Origin of the sequence: Serratia sp. L9, assembly GCF_050632285.1 — a bacterium.
Taxonomy (GTDB): Bacteria; Pseudomonadota; Gammaproteobacteria; order Enterobacterales; family Enterobacteriaceae; genus Chania.
On record NZ_CP192591.1, the window covers coordinates 916,928 to 936,050 of the forward strand.

A 19,123-nucleotide genomic window follows, 5' to 3' on the forward strand; every position below is an offset into this window, starting at 1 on the left:
TCTCCTCAACGATCTGATTAACGTAATAAAGTCAGCAGCGGCGCAACTTCCTGTACCGGGCTGTGGCCGCTGCTGAGCACGTCGACGTAGTCGTCGCTATTGCTGACGATGATCGGCGTAGTGGTATCAAAACCCGCGGCGCGAATGGCCTCCAGGTCAAACTCGATCAGTAGATCGCCCTGTTTAACGCGATCGCCTTCTTTGATATGAGCGGTAAAATGCAGGCCATCAAGCTTGACGGTATCAATGCCGACATGGATTAACAGTTCCGCCCCCTGATCCGATTCGATGCCGATAGCGTGGCGGGTCTTGAACAGGGACACCACGCTACCGTTGACCGGCGCAACCACCCGGCCCTGATGCGGCACAATGGCCACGCCTTTACCCAACAGGCCGCTGGCAAAGGTGGCGTCCTCAACCTGTTCCAACGGGATGACATCCCCAGCAATCGGGCTGGTGACCAACTGCCTGCGATTGAGCGGAGCATTCTCCGCCGGGGCCACTGCAACCTCTTGATCCACCGCAGGTACGATGCCAAACAGATAGCTGGCAATAGCGGAAAACAGGAACGCCACCAGCGTACCGCCAATCGCCCCCCACACCGTGGCATCAAAGCCGCTGGCGGGAATGATCTGGGCAAAGGTGAAAATGCTTACCAGGCCAAACGAATAGACGGCGGTATGGAAGTAACCAATCACTGCGCCGCCCAGCGCCCCGCCGATGCAGCCGATAATAAACGGCCGCCTGTTCGGCAACGTAACCCCATATACCGCAGGCTCGGTAATGCCGAAAATCCCGGCGGTGAAGGCAGATCCCGCCATTACCCGCAGTTTGGCATCGCGGGTACGCAACATCACCCCCAGAGTCGCGCCCACTTGCCCCATCACTGCAGGCAATAACAGCGGCGACAGCGTATCCCGCCCAAAAACGCTCATGTTGTTGATCATCAAAGGTATCAACCCCCAATGCAGGCCAAAAATCACGCAAACCTGCCACATGGCCCCCATAAAGGCCCCAGCAATGATCGGGTTGAAGGCATAAATGGCTTGATAGCCATTGGCCAGCAAATGGCTCAACCAGGTAGCCGCAGGGCCAATCAGCAGGAAGGTCAATGGCACAGTGATCACCAGGCACATCAGCGGCGTGACGAAATTACGCAGCGCACTGTGGATCACCCGGTTAAACAAGGGTTCCAACCGGCAAGAGAGCCAGGCAGCAAAAATGATCGGGATAACCGACGAACTGTAGTTGATAAAGGTTATTGGGATACCGAGGAAATATTCCGGCTGAACGCCCGGCTGTTGTGAGGCTTCAAAAGCACTCATGATCAACGGATGCGTCAATGCCCCGCCAATTGCCATAGTAATAAAAACGTTACCGCCGAATTTCTTGCCTGCGGTATAGCCCAGCATGATCGGAAAGAAGTAGAACAACGCATCGCTGGCGGCAAACAGCAGCTTGAAAGTACCGCTACTTTCCAACAACCAGCCACAGGCCAGGCTTAACGCCAGGAAGCCTTTCAGGATCCCCGAGGCCGCCATTACCCCGAGCAGCGGGGTAAAAATGCCGGAAACGATGTCGATAAAGCGGCTGAGCAGATTTTCCTTTTTATTCTCCTCCCTGGTGTCTGGTGCATCGTCCCCCAATCCCACCTGCGCGCTTAAGGCCTTATAGACCTCGCCAACATGATTGCCTACCACCACCTGAAACTGGCCGCCGCTTTCCACGACCATGATCACGCCTGGATTTTTCTTCAACGCCTCCGCATTCGCCCTGCTGCTTTCACGCAGTTTAAAACGAAGTCGGGTTGCGCAATGCACCAGGCTTTTCACATTGTCGCGGCCACCGACGCCGGCCAAGATCTCACTGGCTAATTCCTGATATTTCATCACTGTGTCCTTAACGCTTGGCTTTGCTGCCCCAACTAACGGTGATGGCCAATCGCCGTAATGGAATTCAGCACAAAAAAACCTAAACCTCGTTGCCACTGCACACCCAACAGGGGGAGACAGAAGCACGAGGTTTAGGTTTTGCCTGCCGAAGCAGTGACAACCCTAAATCGGTTGAGCCATAACAGTAACATCCTGTTTTTCTGAGCGACAAGGTTTTCCAGTGCAAAGTTGCCGAAGTGTGATCTGGGATACAAAATTTACGCCTCACCCAACGGGCAAATCGGATGGTTACCAATCATGAAGTCCGACAAAGAAAAACATTAACTTTTCTAATAAAAAATCATAATGTAATTTATGGTAAGCATACGTTTACCCTAATGATAAAGCATGAGAAAAAAATTAAAAAACTAATAAATAACAAACAATTATATCGATTCGATGTTTTTAGCACTTCGATATATTCATATAATTACTAGGGAGTAAAATGAGAGAATTCTTGTTGATTGAAGCTTCCGCCCACAACAAACACCAGACTAATCTTAGTTTTTTTGCAAAAATACATCAGAAAAACTAATTAAAATGTGGACAAAAATAACCCAGAGTATTATTACTATCCCTCTGCGAATTTGACTTAGGGTAGTTGTCGCGATGCCATTACGTACCGAGCTAGGAAGGGTTTTGATTACTGGCGCAGCTGGCCGGGTAGCAACGGCATTCAGGCAATTTGCTGGCGATCGATACGCTTTTCGTTTGGCAGAGAAAGAGTTGAGTATGCTGCATGGGCTACGCCCTGACGATCAGGCATTAGCCTTTGATATCACCGATATTCAGGCCTGCCGTGCCGCCTGCGTCAATATCGACACAGTGTTACATTTGGCGGCCGATCCCTCCCCGGATGCTGATTTCTGCTCCTCACTGATGAGCAACAATATTCTAGGTACGTTCAATATTTTCCGGGCGGCAAAAGATGCCGGCTGTAAACGCGTCGTTTTTGCCAGCAGCGCGCAAGCGGTAGAAGGTTACCCGTTGGATTATCAGGTGCGCCCGGAAGATGCACCAAAACCGAAGAATATGTACGGTGCCAGTAAGGCGTTTGGCGAAGGTATCGCCGCCTATTTCGCTTATCAGGAGGGGCTTTCAGCGCTTTCGGTGCGGATTGCCAATTTCACCACGCTGGAAGTCGGCCAGCAGATCAGCGCCAGAGATATGAGCGCTTTTCTTAGCCACCGGGACGCCGCCGACCTGCTCGATCGCTGTATCCGGATCGAAAACGTGGAGTACGCCGTGGTACATGGCATCTCCAATAATCGCTATAAAAGGTTGTCGTTGGAGGAAACCACGCGCTTGCTTGGGTATTACCCCGAAGACGATGCGTTCACCCTCCTCGGTTTTGCCTGACATTAACAGGTGGCGCGACAATGTTAATCACGCCACCGCAGGAACTGTACTTCTACTGATAAAAAATTACGGCTTTTCAGCGATTTTGCGCAGATATTCGTTATTTTTGAAAGCAATGATGATCATTTCAAAACAGACACGGGTGAATACACCACCAACAATCATGCCCAGCAGACCACGGAAAAACTCGCCATAAATCATCATTCCAATTCCGCCGACGAGAATGCTCAGCAAGCAGAGCCAGTAAACACCGGTAATAATTTTAGGTGTCAGCATCGCGTCAAAAAAGAAAATATTTTTCACTGTGTATCCTTCCCTCGTTAATGTTAACCATTCCAGAGAGGCCAAATGCGCCTCCCACTGACAAGACAGTGAATAAATATTAGGGAGTTTTACCAAAATTTACAAAGAGTAAGTAGTTATGCTTATCGATTATTTTAACCTACCGCCGCGCCCGCACTAAATAGGGGCCGGCTGCAGCGCCCGTAAATGCGTGGCAACCCCCAGCTTTGTAATTGCAGCCGCCCATTACCCAACTCAAGCACTGAATAACCGCAGTTGGGGTGATCGTATCGGCTGGTGTCATCCATCCAGTCTCCCCTTTCAACTGCCAAATCAGCGCCTGCAAAGCATGGCCATGGGTTACCACACCGAAGGTCCCTCGCAAGGAGGAGGGGAAACTTAAGAAGAAGGCCGAAAGGCGCTGTGCAACGTCAAAGGCAGACTCCCCTTCTGGGGCCGATGCTGCCGGTTCGCCAGCAAAAATACGCGGGATAATATCTGGATGGCTGCGCATCGCCTGGTGATAAGGCTGCCCCTGCAAACAGCCGAAATGCTGCTCATGTAATCGCACATCACTGCTGAGCGCACACTGGCCTTGGCTAGCTAGGGCTTGCGCCGTGGTCATGGCTCGCCCGGAGGGTGAACTGAAAATCTGGCTGAAAGGCATTTCCTTCAAGGCTACCATCAACGCCGCGATTTGCCGGTGCCCCTGCGGAGTTACCGGGCTATCCAACTGGCCCTGGATAATCCCTTCCCGATTCCATTGTGATTCAGCATGCCTGATAACGATAAAGCGCATCGCGTGGTTCTCCATCCATGATGAGGCATTAACTATAGACTATGAGCAGGGTTTAGCATGTGGAACAACGCAGGATCACGCAGCATTCAGACAATACCCTACTTCGACCCGAGATCCTCCGAAGCACTAATGAAAAAATGGCCTGAGTGCCGGCGAATCTGACGACCACACAGCCCTTGGCAACCTGGCATTTTATGCTAAAAAATCTGACAACCCGACATAGATTGCAAAACTCAAATAAGCCTCGCCATTATAGATTAATGTTCTCTCAGCATCAGGAACCGAGTAAAAATACATTCAATATTTGAACTGCAATTTATATCGACAATTGAGAGCCGTCTTGTTTTATACTCCCCTACACATCAAGTAGCAATACTCTATACCACACAGCAGGAAACATCTCGGTAATGCCGAGATAATGTGACGCATGAGATAAGGCAATTAGATTCAGTGCATTCTGGCCTGTCATTTCTTGATTACTAAGGTTTATCGTTTTTGGAACAGGGAGCTAATGCCATACCCATAGTGAATCTGTTTAATCGTAGTCTTTAAATAACACGGATGGCTTGCAATTAAATTATCGCTAATTTTATTAACGTAAAGGCAGGTTCTTAACTAAGAATTGAATGATTATACATTTTTGAGTTACTTGGCACCTTGCCGAAGATAATAAGCACACCGATAATACATTTGAGTAAATAAACGCCTGCTATTATGCCATGTTTTCTTTATAACTCCACAACACTTACATAAATCGAAGAAAAGCAGATAACAGAATCATCTAAGTTAGGGCTGGCATCATTATTGAACTGGGTTTTATTAATTTAAATTATACATTCCCTGACCTTGTCACACCAAAGATTAAAATTATTTTCAAACAACCTTAATAGCCGCATGATGTCTAATTTGCCATGAAGATTCTGCCAGATAAAAATCATTATTCTGCTTGCGGTGCTTCTTGTACACATCGTCTCTCAACATACATCACTCCTGAGTCTGCCTTTGATAAACCGATAAAACTAAGCGATCTGATATTGCTCTAACATCACAAACACAAAACTATCGCCAACAGAAGGGCGAGCAGATTGACTGCCTGGGATAATACGGGCTGACGCTGGTAGGCTTGCTCCCTCGCGCACTGTGCCTCATCAGGCAGCGGCTGTGCGGGTTTGCACCGCTCCCTTAGCGTACAGGTTAGCACCGATGTCAACACTCAAAGGCAGAGAAAAATGTTCTTCCGACAATAAAACTCTTTAAGCAAAAGGGTATATTTATAAAGTTCGAGACGATTATGCATGCCAAGCTTTTTTATTGCGTTACGCCGATGAGTATAAACGGTTTTTTCAGAGCGGTTGAGTATTTTCGATATATTAAAAGTGTCATACCCCTGGCTCATAAGCATCACCACTTGATTTTCTGTTCTCGACAACTGCGTATGGTTACGCGCCATCATTTTGCGATAGAATTCATCCAGAGTGAGTTCTTTGTAACTCAATCTAGCCCAATTAATGATTCTTCCTACTACTGTCGACGCACCTTCCAGGAAAAGCCAACTGGTATTTAATGTGATATGGATAGTTATATGGGGATGATTGACCGCTCCATTATCAGTGACCTTATTAGGAGAGAAGATATTTAAAATGGCCATCTGTTCAGTGAATATAATATTGGCACCATTGATAATATCTGAATTGGGATCGCTCATTATCGTATAGGGGCCATTATTTTCACTTTGCAGACTGTCTTCCAAGAAGCTTAACAAGCCAAGCTTATAAAATTCATTATGCGATCTGATATTAATATTCAACATCATGTTATACTCCTTGCCATTCCATGAATTTACCGATCCATTCCATTATTAGCTCTATTTATAGATAATATTTTGTATATAAAAAAAGATACTTTAAAAGAATAAAACCATCAAAATGATAAATTTTTAGAAATGTAATGACTATTGTTAAGTTAATTTTGGATAAATGAAGACCATTTATCCATTGATCGCATTCGCCAAGCTAAATATTGAACAACTATAACTATCTGGTCTCGATATCAGGTGCAAAACTGTTGATCATTTGCACATAATGCTTTCGTTGATAATCGGTAAACTCTTCTGCAGCATTTAGCGTGAAGACTAAGATGTCATATCCCATACTATTATAGCGCGGGTGTTGTGGCAGTCTGACAATAGACTGAACCTGACGAATGGTGTCGCCATCATTCAGATAACGATTTGCTATTTGTACCACCGATAGCTTCGCCGGTCCAATTTCATGTTTAAGTAATTTTCCCTCCGTTTGAAACCCTGGTAATTTATTGCGCAGATTGTTTATTTCTGCCTCACACCAGGCTTCCAGATCCTGATCTTCTGCCAACGTCGCACGATTAATAATGATCTGATATTCCTTTGCATCGGGATCGCGAAACATCAGCAGATTAATACTGCGATCCAATACTGGTTGCGGACTTATAAACGAGCCTTCATACAGGCTATAACTGATATTTTGCATACTCATTGGTGCGTTAATTCCTTGTTAGTTTTTTCTAAGGGTAGAACCAGTATCTCTACGCGACGGTTTTGCTGCCGCCCTGCTGGCGTATCATTAGTGGCGACGGGTTCTGCACTGCCCGCCGCACGAATCATCAGCCGCTCAGGGTTGATGCGTTGTTGTTTCAGCCAATCACCTACCGCCCTGGCTCGTTGCTCAGACAAAAACAGATTACGCTCCTCATTACCGGTGTTATCCGAATGTCCGACGATTAACAGGTTATGTTGCGGATAGGCATTGGCCAGTGCGACCATGTTTTGCAGCATCTCTTGGGCCCCCGGCTGCAACTTGGTACTACTGGAATCAAACATGGCATTAGGCCCAGCGCTAGTGAGCGTAGCGATCTCTTGCAACTGGGCGATATGGCGTTCAGTTTGTTTAGCTAATATTGAGCAGGACGAAAGCCCCCAGCGCAGCAACAAATGCGCAGGTCCGCAGCCAGATAACCGCTTCTGGTACTGCTTCAGATCGGAGATATATCGTTCAATTTTCTGTACCGACAGTTCCTGTACCCGCGCCATGGGCAATATCTGCTGGTGAAACTGCCGTAATTGCTGACCTGCCAGCCAGGTATTACCCAACATATAAGCACTGAGCAACAGGAACAACCCGATGCTCCAGTAACGCGTCTTCGGAAGAGGCGCTAAAAGCGGTGGCGGAGGCAATACTCTGGAAGTTGGAGTAATCATCTTCGGCAATGGGGGAAACGAGAGGCTGGAGCACAGCGCAGGTAAAATGGCGTAATGCTCTTCCAACCAATTGGCCCATGCACCATGGCGGGTAAATCCATTGCCATAGTCACAGAGCATCATGCTCTGTGGTTGCAAAGGGGTATGTGCGAAAAGCCGCTGCAATGCCTGGATAACACCATTCTCATGCAACCAGTCCAGGAGATTTTTCCCCATTGCCGCACGTTGTATCTGGTCTGCAGAGCACTGCATATTCGGCATCATGGCGCGTTGTAAATCTTCAAGCACCTTAGAAAAGTCTTTCGGTTTCCGTTGGCTGATATCCAGGCTGCCGATCCAGGTCGTGTTTGATCTGCTGTTATTCCGGCGCTCATTGCTCAAACGGGCATAGAGCGCGATAGTGCAAGGCAAAGCTGGGAAATCCACTTCCCCTGAAAAGTGATGCTGCCAATTGATAAGGCTGTTCACCATCAGTTCGCTGGTCTCATGCCCATCGGGCAGCAAAGGGAAAAATGCCATCACCGGCACGCCCGGCGTGTGTTGACGAATATGTGCCAGGCGTTTGGCCAGGTCCTGCGGTTCTGAAATCAGCAGCCAGGCTACCTGACCAGCATAGCGGGCGTTGTCGCCAAGGTCTTGCTGGCTGAACCACTTTGACGCATAAGGGCCCAGGATCAACACCACTGGTAGCAGCGGCGCGGTCAGCGGCTTCGATTGCGGCACCACAAGAGTGCGTCGTCCTGTCCACCAGCGCATTTATAGCCCCCCATAAGATACTGCCGACAGATGAACCACAATAGAGCCAACACCGTTGAAATCATTAAAAATTGCGCGAGTACCGGCACTCCGTGATCGCGCCGGGGAGCTGGTTCAAAACTTTGCGCCACTTCGGCTGGCTGAATGGGGTTCCCCACCACTACGTCGGGGTTGGCTAACTCCAGAGAGGGGCGCAATTCATCACCGGGTAGCGGCACCGGCGACAGCGCGAAAAGCTGCAAGGCATAGTGGGTAATAGCCTTATCCTTGGCATTAAACAACATCACAACGTGTTGTTCGGTCAGCAAGGGGCTATCGTTGCGGCCATAAAATACGTGTTCCAGCTCATAGCTATGCCAGCTCATCCTTTGTGCCTCAAGACCTTGCCGGGCATGAATATCCACCACCAGACAAATTAATCGGCGTAAGGCATCAATGGTCCTGGCATCTTGTTTTTCCGCCTCCAACCCCTGACAGAATTGTTCGATGCGTTGCTTGAGTTGGTCCTGAAATGCCAGCAGTGAAGGGATAATGCCGCGCATGGCTACCAGCGTGCAGGTCGCCAAGATTTCAGTAAAAACGTGGGTATTTTGCTTCACCAGGATTTCTCCACCACATCCCCCCATCCTTCATGAGCGAAATAGGGGCAAATTCGGATGTTGTGTGCCGGTGAACGGTTGGCGGTAATAAAATGAATCTTCATTTCCAGGGTATTGGCATCGGTCTGCCGCACCCTTTTGCGCATTGCCTCGGGCGTGTACTGCCAGACCTTTAATGCGGTGTTATGTGCGCTGTAGACCCCTACATGCCACCAGGCGATGTCCGTACGGGTCAAGTCTGCTTCCTCAACGTTCAATTGCAGCGCCTTTTCGTTGATATGCTGAAGCAGTTGGCGCCATTGATGGTGATGCGGGGGTAAATCGTCAAACCAGGTGGTTTTCTCTACACCGGTAACGGCCGGGTGTACCCGCTGTTCACGAAACTCAACGCCAATGCGGTACTGGAACTCCTGCAATGTGCGGTGATTACCCAACCGGTAAATCCCAAGGTCGCAGGGAGTATCACTGGTATTCAACACGCTGAGCACACGCTGCTTGGCTATTTTATCCCGCTCCCACCAGGCTTTATCGACAGTCCCTTCTTCTTTCGCCTCGTTGGAGTGATCGCCCCAGACCTTGGGGTGAGTATTACGCATATAGAAATGCCACAGCAGAATACGGTGGGGGGACCAGATATCATATCCATGCGTCCAGGCGCGCGCTGCCATGGCGATTTCCTCCCCCATAAAGAAGATTTGCGGATCGTTCGGAACCCGTGTGACAAAGTGCCCGTCGGCAAAAACAAAGCCTGCGGCGAGATAACCACACCGGCGCGGGGCATTAGCGTCAAAAGGGGTAGAGGTCAACCGCACAATCCCCTCTTCGGTAAAACCATTGAAGACCAACCGACTGACGTAGTCAGTGCGCTGCTCATCTTCTCCTGGCGTATAACCCGGCGGATAGCTGGAAAGAACCGGTTGCACGCTCTGCTCGCGCAACCCTTCCAGCATCGCGATCATTTCGCTGTCCCAGTGAGTGACAAACCGGCAGTGGGAATCGATCTGCAGAAAATAATCCTCCTGCCGATAGCGCGACTCCACGCAATTGCGCGCCCAGCAAGCGCCCTGGCTGTCAAAGTAATGCACGGAGAGCACCTCGATAACGGCACCCTGGTACTGATAATGAAACAGCCGATATCCATCGAAGTGCTGTTCGTCTCCTGGAGTCATACCCGCGTTGAGAAAAAGTTGAACGTCACCTTCATCCTGCCAGCAAACGGCAATGTGCAAACGTTGTGGATGTTTTGCCTCTTCGATCAAATTGATCAAGGTCGGGATCAGTTCGGGATCCCGGTAGCTGGCTATGCTGACAAAGAGTGTGGCATCTGGCTTCATAACGTTTCCATGTCAAAAAAATAACGACCGCAGGCGTCAATTTACCTGCAAGACAATTTCAGCGCGGGCATTGAACTTGCCATTCTCAGGCAAAGCGCTGCCGGAGGCGCGCAACAGCGTCGCATTCCAGGTGAATTTGGCGGGAGTGTCGGTGGCGATATTGCTTTTAACTTCCGCACGTGAGGCATCGACAGGCAATGGATTACCGTTGCTGTCATCTACGCGGATTTTCAATCTGTCACTGTTACCAGCACTGTCCACCACCTGAATGTAGGCGTTATCGCTGGTCGGCGTTTGTGTCGATAAGGAGGCGCTGGCGGTATAATTGCCGTAGTCCGTGATACAGACCAGGCTGAAGTCCAGCGGGCGCTTTACCCCGTTGCCGACGTTGGTTGCGGAAACAATATTGAAATCTACGCTTTTCTCACCGTCCAGGCGGCAAACCGGGGTACTGATGATACGAATTTCACCAATCTGTAACCGGAAAGAGTAGGTATCAGGCGAAATAGTGTTAATCCAGGTGTAGGCGATAATACCGCTGCCAATGACCACATCTCCCGCTGGATTGCTCAGGTTGAGGCGCTTTTGGGTTTTGTAAACCTCAATGCTGTAAGACGAGGTAGCAGGAAAGTTAACACGCCCCGTACTCACCTTTGAAGTCGAAGGGAATCTACCTGTTGCCCTACCTGTGGAAAAAATGGGCCTGATTTCAATGCCGGGAATGTCGGTCGCGAACATCTTGTCCTGCGTAGTTGGGCCCAACGGCGCCTGTGTTTCCTTTCCATATATATCGCCGGGTACGCACTCGTAACTGACAAGAGCACCCATAGTGGATTTTTGTTCAGAGATCATCAGGGAGCGATCGGCAGGTGCATCTGCGTCAATCCTGATAGTAAACGGAGCAATAGTCATAGTGACAGGTGGGCTACCCCCATACGGTGGTTTGGTATCCAGCACACAGATAGCCATGGAGGGTAAACTGGCCAACGCGGTTAAAATCAGTAGCAAAAACGGCAGTTTTCTCACGACGAAGACTCCTGTACAGTTTCCAGCTTGGCGATAAGCTCTGCGGGGAGGTATTGCAGTAGCTCGACAAAACTTTTACCAATGGTTTGTTCCGTAAAGGCTAATAGCGCAATCACCGGGCTGCTCGGCTCCACGCGGGTAAACCAGGCGCGTACCTCAAGTAAGCGGCTCAAGGCGTCCGCTCTGCACTCAATTTCCTTCGCGGTGATAACGCTTGCTGGAATGGCTACAGGGGCAGGTGTGACGGTTTCTATCGCTACCTGCGGTTGCGCGATAACCACCGCCGCCGTGGATCCTTCGCTGACGGCAACAGCGGCTGATGGGGATGTGGTAATCGGGCAAAAGTGGTGTAGCAGGACCTGCAATTGACTAAAGTCTGGGGTGTCATCCCCTAATGATTGCTGCAATTGCGCCTGTAATTGATTTAAGCGTTGGCTGGCAAGCTGCAATGACGTAATGGCAGTCTCTTGCTGCTGTTGCCAAGCCTGCTGGATTGCCGCCATGGTCAATTCAGACAGCGCCCCTTCTTCGCGCGGCGAGGCATAAGCCCTTTCAATATCCCTTACGCTCGGTTGTAACCCTGCCGCCTTGGGCAGCGTTTGTTGGCGCAGGTCGGCAAGCAGCCCGTCGGGTGCAACCATCTCGGCAAAGGCATTCCCCCGCATCAGCGGATCAAACTCCCCCTCGTCAAGCAACTGTGGATGGAGCTCATCCGGCCATTGTTCCAGCATCAGGAGTAAGGCTTCCAGCCCCTCGCAGATTGCCTGCACACCTTTTTGCCGCAGGCGGCAACGCATCAGGGTAATCATCAGCCTGATATCTTTGCTGCGGGTTAACAGAGCCATCGCATCACGTTCAATTTCGGCCCAGTTCATCGGTTCTACGGCTTCAACAAAGTTGCCATATTCTGCGGCTTGCTTTGGTTGCAGCTTGCTTTGCAGCAGTATAAAGCTGGCATCATATTCTAGGTTTTCACCACAGGGCGGGTGCTCCACACAGGGGTGTAACACGGCTTGATACCATTGGGGGCAAAGTATGCGGCTTGATTCACTCACGTTATTTCCCTTTTTACGTTGTGGCCTGTGGGCCTATCCAAGATCCCTTTGCATCTCCGGATCGAAGCTCATTCCGGCCAATGGCGTAAGGTGATCGTAGCGTTCCAGCCAACTGGTGTAACCCAACTGATGAGTTTCCCCCAGGGTTGCGCAGGGTACCTGGTCTGCAGCCAGCACCAGTTTGACCTCCCAGGCAAATTCAAAACCGACAAAGTTACGCACCCATTCACGCAGCACCGGTAAATCTTGCCCCCAAGGGCTGAAGCGCAGATATTGCTGCAGGCTCAATGGTCCGAAAATGAGTTGGAACTTGTGTTGTCGGTCTAGAACCGTGTTGCCGAGGATCGCGCCATCACCCAGCAACATAGCGCCACGACTGGTACCCAACTGGGTCTGATCGTCGGGCTGCAGAAAAATCCATTGGGTGGCGTACTCGCAGATTTGTACCGGCACTTCGAAGTAATAATGCAAGGCACCGACCAGCCCTTCTGGATTGCGTGCTTCGCGGATCAGGTGAGGTGATGAAGCAAGGCGAGGATGAAGCGGCAGCTCATTACCCGCCAGTTCATGGGGGGCCAGACCGACCAGGCTGCCAACATAAAACGAAAATACTTCATCATGCTGGCGATCCAGTGAAGCGGTATCCTGAGAGACATACCAGGCGCGATAAAGCTGTGAGATGGCACGGTGATGAAACAGATCGACAAAGTCATTAAGCGTGCTGTCGTTACCTTCTGCGCGGGTATAAGCCAGTTCAGTGAGATGCAGAGGCAGAGCCCCCTGCGGCCCCCATATACCCAGACCAAACAGTTGCAGATGCGTCTTACCGTTTTGCTCGCTGACGTGAGCAACTTCACGGGGGGCAAACATCATATGGGCCGATTGACCAAGCCGGAAACACTCTTGTGATGGCAGGCTGGCGGTACCAGGTTGCGGCTGCTCCGGCGAGCGTGCTGCCAAGGTGCGCATGGTGCTTAAAAAACTGCTTTTCCACGGGGCGTTTTCCAACCCTGCGGCATCGGTGAATCGATCCGTTGCCATTACAACACCCCTCGCCGTCCTGGTCGGGCTTGCCACTGACCAACTTGCCCGCGCTGCATGGAGAGCAGTTCGGTCTCGGTAAAGACGTTAATTGCCGCATGGCGGGCAAAATAGTTTTCCATGATCATGCCAAACAGATAGGGGCTGATGCCTGAAAAACCCTCTTCATCGACGGTGAGGGTACAACGCACACCACGACCATAAACCAGTAGCCCATTACCCGGCAGGCGTCGGATAACCGGTTCACTCTGACAGCCGACCAGGGCGTCAATCTGGGTGTTGGATTCATGATCATAACTACTGACAAACAGCCGTAACATGTTACGCAGGGATTCCCCCCTGGCTGTGGGGCATGTCGGAGAGTGGCAGATAGTTAAAGCTCAGTTGCCGGATCAAACGCCAGGCCGATTCACCATTGGCAAAGGGCGGACGAGGGGCACAGGGTTGGAAAACAAAGCGTGCACCATGTACCGGGGCAGAATCAGGCATGGTCAATGAAAAATTGCCGCTGGCGGCGATCAGGCGGGGCAAATCACGGTTGGTTACCTGCGCGTCAATGGACAGGTAACGAATATCATCACTGAAAGGCGCCTCTTGTTGGTCAACCAGCGACAGAAACACCTCCGTACCGGCGTAAGCCGTGCGGGTGTCGTATTTCCGGGTGCTGTTGCTGCCCTGCCGATTCTTACGCGTAATAGAAAAATAACGCCCGAAGTTACCGTTATCACTGTGACGTGTCTGATAAAGCGGGTTAAATACCACCTCTTTACTGGTTTCAGCCTGTTGGCCAAACACCTTGCTGATGGAGTAGATCTCAAAATCGAGAGGCCGGCTGCGATCGGGGACCACATGAAATTCATTCAGCGCACGGTTAATCTCGAGCTTGTCCATGCGCCGTGGAAAAAGGTTAATTACCGGCGTGCAGAACAACAAAAAACGTGAGGCACTGACATGCCCTGCCAGCGACTGGTCCAGCCGATCGAGCAGAATGATGATCTCGGCTTCATTGGAATCATTATGTTTCAGGCTATGGCCAAGTTGCGTCAGGGTAAAGAAATAGAACCTTTGGCGACACGAAAAGTACTCCTGCACCAGGTTATGGCCATGAAAAATATTCCACGCCACGGGCAGTAAACTTTGGTCTGGGGACAACCCTTCGAAGGCGAGAGGTTCAGAGCTGATAATGGTGTCTTTCGCCTGCTCCCCCAACCCTGCCCGAACAATAGTGGCAACATGGCTGGCATGGATCAGTTCAAAGATATGGGAAACTACCCGTTCATCACCGTTAATATAGATCGGCAGGCGATCCAACCCTTCCAATTGAGAGAAGGTCAAATCCCCCAGCAGCTTCAGTTTGATACGCAGGGCGCCCTTTAGGCGGTGAGCGGAAATACGGTGCCGCTCCAGATTGGGAATATCAGGAGGGATCGAGGTAAGACGCGCCTCGGTAATTTCTAATGGCCAGAGTTGTACATTCTGCCCGCTGCGGAATTCGCATCGCGTAATTTCCCCAGGAGCAATTGGTGTGAAAAAGGCGCTCTGCCGGGGAACACAATAGCCCTGAGTCAGGTCGCCCTCTTTCAAATTAGGCTGTAGCTGAATGACCCCCATTGAAGGGGTCGGAGCCGTATAATTGGGATAAACAATATCCAGTAAACGGTGAGTAAAAAGGGGAAATTCCGCATCCAGTTTTATTTGCGTTCTGGCGGACAAAAAACAAAAGGACTCAATCAGGCGTTCGACATAAGGATCGGCGACCTCAATGCCACGCATACCAAGCCGCCCGGCAATTTTGGGATGCTTGTCTGCAAACTCACGCGCCATTTCCCGCATAAAGGTGAGTTCTTTATTGTAATAATCAAGAAATTTATGATCCACGAGCATTACCTGAAGTGATGGGGGGTTCCTGCCTTGCCTGTCATAGCCCAGCACTGCGCCTGAATTTGACTGCTTTGATGAGGGAATAATCTTCTAGTAAGGCGCGAGTGTTTTTTCCAGTTTAATTCCATTGTTATTTTTATTTGAACGTATTTCCAATACCACATACATCTTATTCAAACGACTAAATAAACGTCATTAATCGAGTAAAACTTTGGCAACGATAAGTAAGATCATTTCAAATTCCATACAGTTATATTTTAATAAAGCCAATAGTTCAATGCATCTCGAGCGCCGGAATTATTTTTAGGAACTTTATTAGAATTAATTCCTAAAATTAAGAAAAGCCTTCCAATGAGAAAAATGGTTGGCGTACCATTAGGTAAGGATTTTCTTGGGAAATATAAACCTTACCTAAATCAAGTTATTCGAATAAAAGGATGTAATTTTGGCAATTATCAGGACGAATTTGTTTGGGAAACTGGATAATACACTTTTCAATACCATTGAAAGTGCCACTACATTCTGTAAACTTCGCGGTAACCCTTATGTAGAGCTGGTACATTGGCTCAATCAGCTTTGGCATCATGACGATAATGATTTCAAACATATCGTTCGCTATTTTGAAGTTGACGCACAAATGCTCGAACGGAGTATCGCACAATCATTGGCGCGTTTACCAACCGGTGCCAGCTCAATTTCTGATTTCTCATACCATATCGAATTAGCCATTGAACGTGCGTGGGTGTGCGCCAGTCTGGAATGCCTGGAAAACCGCATTCGTGGCGGCCATCTGCTATTGGCACTATTAAGTAATATGGAATTGCGCCGCCCCCTGTTGGCAATAATTCCTGGGCTGGAAAAAGTGGCTCTTGACGTTCTCAGCAGTGAGTTGAATTACATCACCCGGGGCTCCCCGGAAGCCGATGAAATCGCCAGTGACGGTACGCCAGGCTACCAAGGGGCGCTGCCGGGTGAGGCTAGCCAGGCAATCTCTATCCAAAACGCCACCGCGCTGGCAAATTACACCACCGATCTCACCGCGCTGGCTCGCGAAGGCAAAATCGACCCGGTATTGGGCCGCAGCCAGGAAATCACCACGATGACCGACATCCTGTTGCGCCGGCGCCAGAACAACCCTCTGTTAACCGGGGAAGCTGGCGTTGGCAAAACCGCCGTCGTCGAAGGATTGGCATTGGCGATCGTCGCAGGCGAAGTCCCCCCGCATTAAGCCAGGTACGTTTATTGACGCTGGATGTGGTGGCGCTCTCCGCAGGGGCCAGCATGAAGGGGGAATTTGAGGCACGCCTTAAATCGGTGCTCGATGAAGCCATGAGTTCTGAACAACCGGTGATCCTGTTTATTGATGAGGTCCATACGCTGGTAGGCGCAGGTGGCAATGCGGGAACCGGAGATGCGGCAAACCTGCTCAAACCGGCACTGGCACGTGGCCAGCTACGCACTATCGGTGCCACTACCTGGAGTGAGTTTAAACGCCATATTGAGAAGGACCCGGCGCTGACACGGCGTTTTCAAGTGCTACAGGTGGCGGAGCCAGGGGAGGATAGCGCCATCGCGATGCTGCGTGGCCTTGCTCCGTCATTGGAACAGCATCATTGCGTGTGGATCATGGATGAAGCGATACAGGCCGCGGTTCGTTTCTCTCATCGATATATTCCGGCCCGGCAATTGCCAGATAAAGCCATCAGCCTATTGGATACTGCCTGCGCGCGTATCGCGGTGGCGCAATTTGCACCGCCTGCTGAACTGCAGCGGCTGAACTGGCAGTTGGAAACGGCGCAAACGGAGTTGCTCGCCTTGGAAAAGGCGCGCCACTTCGGCAAAGAACAAGCGGAACGTATTGCTCAACTGCAGGAAGAAATAAGCCAGTATCGCGTAGCCGTCGATGCGTTGGTGCACCGCTGGCGGGAGGAACGCGAATGCGTAGCAATGATTGTGTCTTGCCGCCAGCAGATCGCACAACAGGTTGCACAGGACCCCTCTTCGCAGGCTCTGGAAGATATCCGCCAACAACTTATCGCTCAGGAAACGCTGTTGGGTGAATTGCGCCAGGATCAAATGCTGGTGCAGGCGGAAGTCAATGCAGAAGTAATTGCAAACATCGTCGGTGACTGGACCGGGATCCCGGTAGGCCAGATGTTGAAAGATGAGTTACGGGCGGTGATGGAACTGCCGCAGCGGCTTAACGGGCGCGTTATTGGCCAGCCTACCGCGCTGGAACAGCTCAGTGAGAACATCATGACCGCCCGTGCCGGGCTGGCGGATCCACGTAAACCCTTGGGTGTATTTATGCTGGTAGGCCCTTCCGGCGTAGGTAAGACCGAGACAGCGCTGGCGATTGCCGAAAGCATGTATGGCGGTGAGCAGAACCTGATCACCATCAATATGAGTGAATATCAGGAACCGCACACCATCTCTTCATTGAAAGGCTCCCCGCCAGGCTATGTTGGCTATGGCGAAGGAGGAGTGCTGACCGAAGCGGTACGTCGTAAACCCTACAGCGTGGTGCTGCTTGATGAAGTTGAAAAGGCTCATCTGGATGTCCACGAACTCTTTTACCAGGTATTTGACAAGGGGCAGATGGAAGATGGCGAAGGTCGGCAGATCGACTTTAAAAATACCATCCTGCTACTGACCAGCAACGTCGGTAGCGAACTGATTAGCCAACTTTATGCCGATGAAGAAACGGCGCCAGACAGCACGACACTGGCCAGCGCATTACAACCCGAACTGCTGAAAGCGTTCCCGGCGGCCTTTCTTGGCAGGGTGACGGTGATCCCTTATTTACCACTGCATACCACAACGCTTAATCATATTGTCAGCCTGCATCTGGAACGGCTTAACTCGCGCCTGCAAACGCAGCATCAGTTATCGCTGCACTACAGCGAAGCGGTGGTGGAATATGTAGTTGCACAGTGCCCAATTGCAGAAACCGGTGCACGGCTGTTAATTCGTTACATTGAACAGAATATTACGCCACTGCTGGGGAAAACGATCTTGCAAACCCCACGGGCGCCAACAGAGAACATTATTGCAATTAACCTCGAAAACGATGCTTTTACAGTGACATTTACCAAGGAGGTTGAAGCACCCAACTATTTTTAAATTAAAATGTAGCAATTAATTTTTAATCAACGGATTTTTTAATTAAGGACAGATTCTATGAATAAAATCAAATGTGCTATTTGCACACTGGCACTGGTCGTTTCAGCGGGCGCACAGGCGTCAACCGATGGAAAAGTTACCTTTAGCGGCGCTCTGCTTGCTGAAACCTGCTCAGTCGTAGAAAGCAGTAAAGATATTACCGTTTCTCTGCCAAAAATCGCTATTCAGCGTCTGGTGAAAGATGGTGATCAGGCGGGTTCAACCACCTTTGATATTCAGGTAGAGAACTGCCCGGAAGGTTTTACTAAAGTCGCGGCCCACTTTGAAGCGATCGTCAACGAAGGTTTCGATCCCGCTACCGGCAACCTGAAAAACAGCGCCCCGGCTGAGCCTGCCCCGGCCAAAAACGTACAGGTACGTCTCTACAACATCGATGACAGCAAGCCAATTGCTATGGGTCAAACTGGCCATTTCTTCCCAATTGACGCTACCACCCATAAATCAACCATGACCTACGCAGGTGGCTACTACGCGACTGGCGCCACAGCGGCAGGCCCGGTGCGTGCCCAGGTGCAGTACGTGCTGGCTTATCCTTAATAGCTTGTCCGGTATATAGCATTGCGGTCCGCGATAATGCGGACCGCCCCTTGAAGGATATCGCGAGAGACGGTTCTCTCGTTGCTGGCAGGAAAATAAATAACA

At 50.3% G+C, this 19,123-nt stretch carries 15 protein-coding genes and 1 pseudogene; 4 read left to right on the forward strand and 12 right to left on the reverse strand.

The annotated features are described in order from the left end of the window. Positions 1-17 precede the first annotated feature (17 nt). A complete protein-coding gene (bglF, locus tag ACQ86O_RS04300) occupies positions 18-1,889 on the reverse strand; it encodes a PTS beta-glucoside transporter subunit IIABC (protein ID WP_431224257.1) in 1,872 nt (623 codons plus the stop codon). Between the two features lie 651 nt (positions 1,890-2,540). Here bglF and ACQ86O_RS04305 point away from each other — a divergent pair. Next, on the forward strand, positions 2,541-3,290 hold the full coding sequence (locus ACQ86O_RS04305) for an NAD-dependent epimerase/dehydratase family protein (protein WP_431224258.1): 750 nt from the start codon (positions 2,541-2,543) through the stop codon (positions 3,288-3,290). 66 nt (positions 3,291-3,356) lie between these two features. Here the strand turns inward: ACQ86O_RS04305 and ACQ86O_RS04310 are convergent, their stop codons facing one another. From ACQ86O_RS04310 to tssF, 11 genes and pseudogenes are all read right to left on the reverse strand, one after another. After that, positions 3,357-3,593: a DUF4282 domain-containing protein gene (locus ACQ86O_RS04310; RefSeq protein ID WP_431224259.1), complete on the reverse strand. Its 237-nt coding sequence runs from the start codon at positions 3,591-3,593 to the stop codon at positions 3,357-3,359. A 139-nt stretch (positions 3,594-3,732) separates the two neighbouring features. Further along, the gene (locus ACQ86O_RS04315) at positions 3,733-4,371 is read right to left on the reverse strand and encodes a histidine phosphatase family protein (RefSeq protein ID WP_431224260.1); all 639 of its coding nucleotides are present in this window, start codon (positions 4,369-4,371) and stop codon (positions 3,733-3,735) included. A gap of 1,213 nt (positions 4,372-5,584) precedes the next feature. Next, complete coding sequence (locus ACQ86O_RS04320; protein ID WP_431224261.1) at positions 5,585-6,184, reverse strand: helix-turn-helix domain-containing protein; 600 nt, start codon at positions 6,182-6,184, stop codon at positions 5,585-5,587. A 220-nt stretch (positions 6,185-6,404) separates the two neighbouring features. Then, positions 6,405-6,884, reverse strand: coding sequence for a DcrB-related protein (locus ACQ86O_RS04325; RefSeq protein WP_431224262.1), 480 nt, complete (start codon positions 6,882-6,884; stop codon positions 6,405-6,407). Continuing rightward, the gene (locus tag ACQ86O_RS04330) at positions 6,881-8,362 is read right to left on the reverse strand and encodes an OmpA family protein (RefSeq protein WP_431224263.1); all 1,482 of its coding nucleotides are present in this window, start codon (positions 8,360-8,362) and stop codon (positions 6,881-6,883) included. The genes ACQ86O_RS04325 and ACQ86O_RS04330 overlap by 4 nt, the downstream gene beginning before the upstream one ends. Further along, complete coding sequence (locus ACQ86O_RS04335) at positions 8,308-8,961, reverse strand: hypothetical protein (protein ID WP_431224264.1); 654 nt, start codon at positions 8,959-8,961, stop codon at positions 8,308-8,310. The genes ACQ86O_RS04330 and ACQ86O_RS04335 overlap by 55 nt, the downstream gene beginning before the upstream one ends. Next, positions 8,958-10,295: a GlcNAc-transferase family protein gene (locus tag ACQ86O_RS04340; RefSeq protein ID WP_431224265.1), complete on the reverse strand. Its 1,338-nt coding sequence runs from the start codon at positions 10,293-10,295 to the stop codon at positions 8,958-8,960. Before ACQ86O_RS04340 ends, ACQ86O_RS04335 begins: the two co-directional genes overlap by 4 nt. Before the next feature lie 36 nt (positions 10,296-10,331). After that, positions 10,332-11,321: a fimbrial protein gene (locus ACQ86O_RS04345; RefSeq protein WP_431224266.1), complete on the reverse strand. Its 990-nt coding sequence runs from the start codon at positions 11,319-11,321 to the stop codon at positions 10,332-10,334. Next, positions 11,318-12,376 carry an ImpA family type VI secretion system protein gene (locus ACQ86O_RS04350; protein ID WP_431224267.1) on the reverse strand — a complete coding sequence of 353 codons (1,059 nt, stop codon included), beginning with the start codon at positions 12,374-12,376 and terminating at the stop codon, positions 11,318-11,320. The genes ACQ86O_RS04345 and ACQ86O_RS04350 overlap by 4 nt, the downstream gene beginning before the upstream one ends. 33 nt (positions 12,377-12,409) lie before the next feature. Then, on the reverse strand, positions 12,410-13,417 hold the full coding sequence (tssG, locus tag ACQ86O_RS04355) for a type VI secretion system baseplate subunit TssG (RefSeq protein ID WP_431224268.1): 1,008 nt from the start codon (positions 13,415-13,417) through the stop codon (positions 12,410-12,412). Then, positions 13,417-15,295: pseudogene (tssF, locus tag ACQ86O_RS04360) on the reverse strand (type VI secretion system baseplate subunit TssF). Before tssF ends, tssG begins: the two are co-directional and overlap by 1 nt. Before the next feature lie 469 nt (positions 15,296-15,764). Between tssF and ACQ86O_RS04365 the strand changes: the two are divergent. From ACQ86O_RS04365 to ACQ86O_RS04375, 3 genes are read left to right on the forward strand one after another with little or no spacing between them, the layout of a single operon-like run. Next, positions 15,765-16,526 carry a hypothetical protein gene (locus ACQ86O_RS04365; protein ID WP_431224269.1) on the forward strand — a complete coding sequence of 254 codons (762 nt, stop codon included), beginning with the start codon at positions 15,765-15,767 and terminating at the stop codon, positions 16,524-16,526. A 29-nt stretch (positions 16,527-16,555) separates the two neighbouring features. Further along, the gene (tssH, locus tag ACQ86O_RS04370; protein WP_431225645.1) at positions 16,556-18,421 is read left to right on the forward strand and encodes a type VI secretion system ATPase TssH; all 1,866 of its coding nucleotides are present in this window, start codon (positions 16,556-16,558) and stop codon (positions 18,419-18,421) included. 57 nt (positions 18,422-18,478) lie between these two features. Continuing rightward, complete coding sequence (locus ACQ86O_RS04375; protein ID WP_431224270.1) at positions 18,479-19,018, forward strand: fimbrial protein; 540 nt, start codon at positions 18,479-18,481, stop codon at positions 19,016-19,018. Positions 19,019-19,123: the final 105 nt, after the last annotated feature.

Coding starts and splice junctions, on each gene's coding strand:
- bglF (WP_431224257.1), bottom strand. CDS start 1,889: ATGAAATATCAGGAATTAGCCAGTGAGATCTTGGCCGGCGTCGGTGGC.
- ACQ86O_RS04305 (WP_431224258.1), top strand. CDS start 2,541: ATGCCATTACGTACCGAGCTAGGAAGGGTTTTGATTACTGGCGCAGCT.
- ACQ86O_RS04315 (WP_431224260.1), bottom strand. CDS start 4,371: ATGCGCTTTATCGTTATCAGGCATGCTGAATCACAATGGAATCGGGAA.
- ACQ86O_RS04320 (WP_431224261.1), bottom strand. CDS start 6,184: ATGATGTTGAATATTAATATCAGATCGCATAATGAATTTTATAAGCTT.
- ACQ86O_RS04325 (WP_431224262.1), bottom strand. CDS start 6,884: ATGAGTATGCAAAATATCAGTTATAGCCTGTATGAAGGCTCGTTTATA.
- ACQ86O_RS04330 (WP_431224263.1), bottom strand. CDS start 8,362: ATGCGCTGGTGGACAGGACGACGCACTCTTGTGGTGCCGCAATCGAAG.
- ACQ86O_RS04340 (WP_431224265.1), bottom strand. CDS start 10,295: ATGAAGCCAGATGCCACACTCTTTGTCAGCATAGCCAGCTACCGGGAT.
- tssG (WP_431224268.1), bottom strand. CDS start 13,417: ATGGCAACGGATCGATTCACCGATGCCGCAGGGTTGGAAAACGCCCCG.
- ACQ86O_RS04375 (WP_431224270.1), top strand. CDS start 18,479: ATGAATAAAATCAAATGTGCTATTTGCACACTGGCACTGGTCGTTTCA.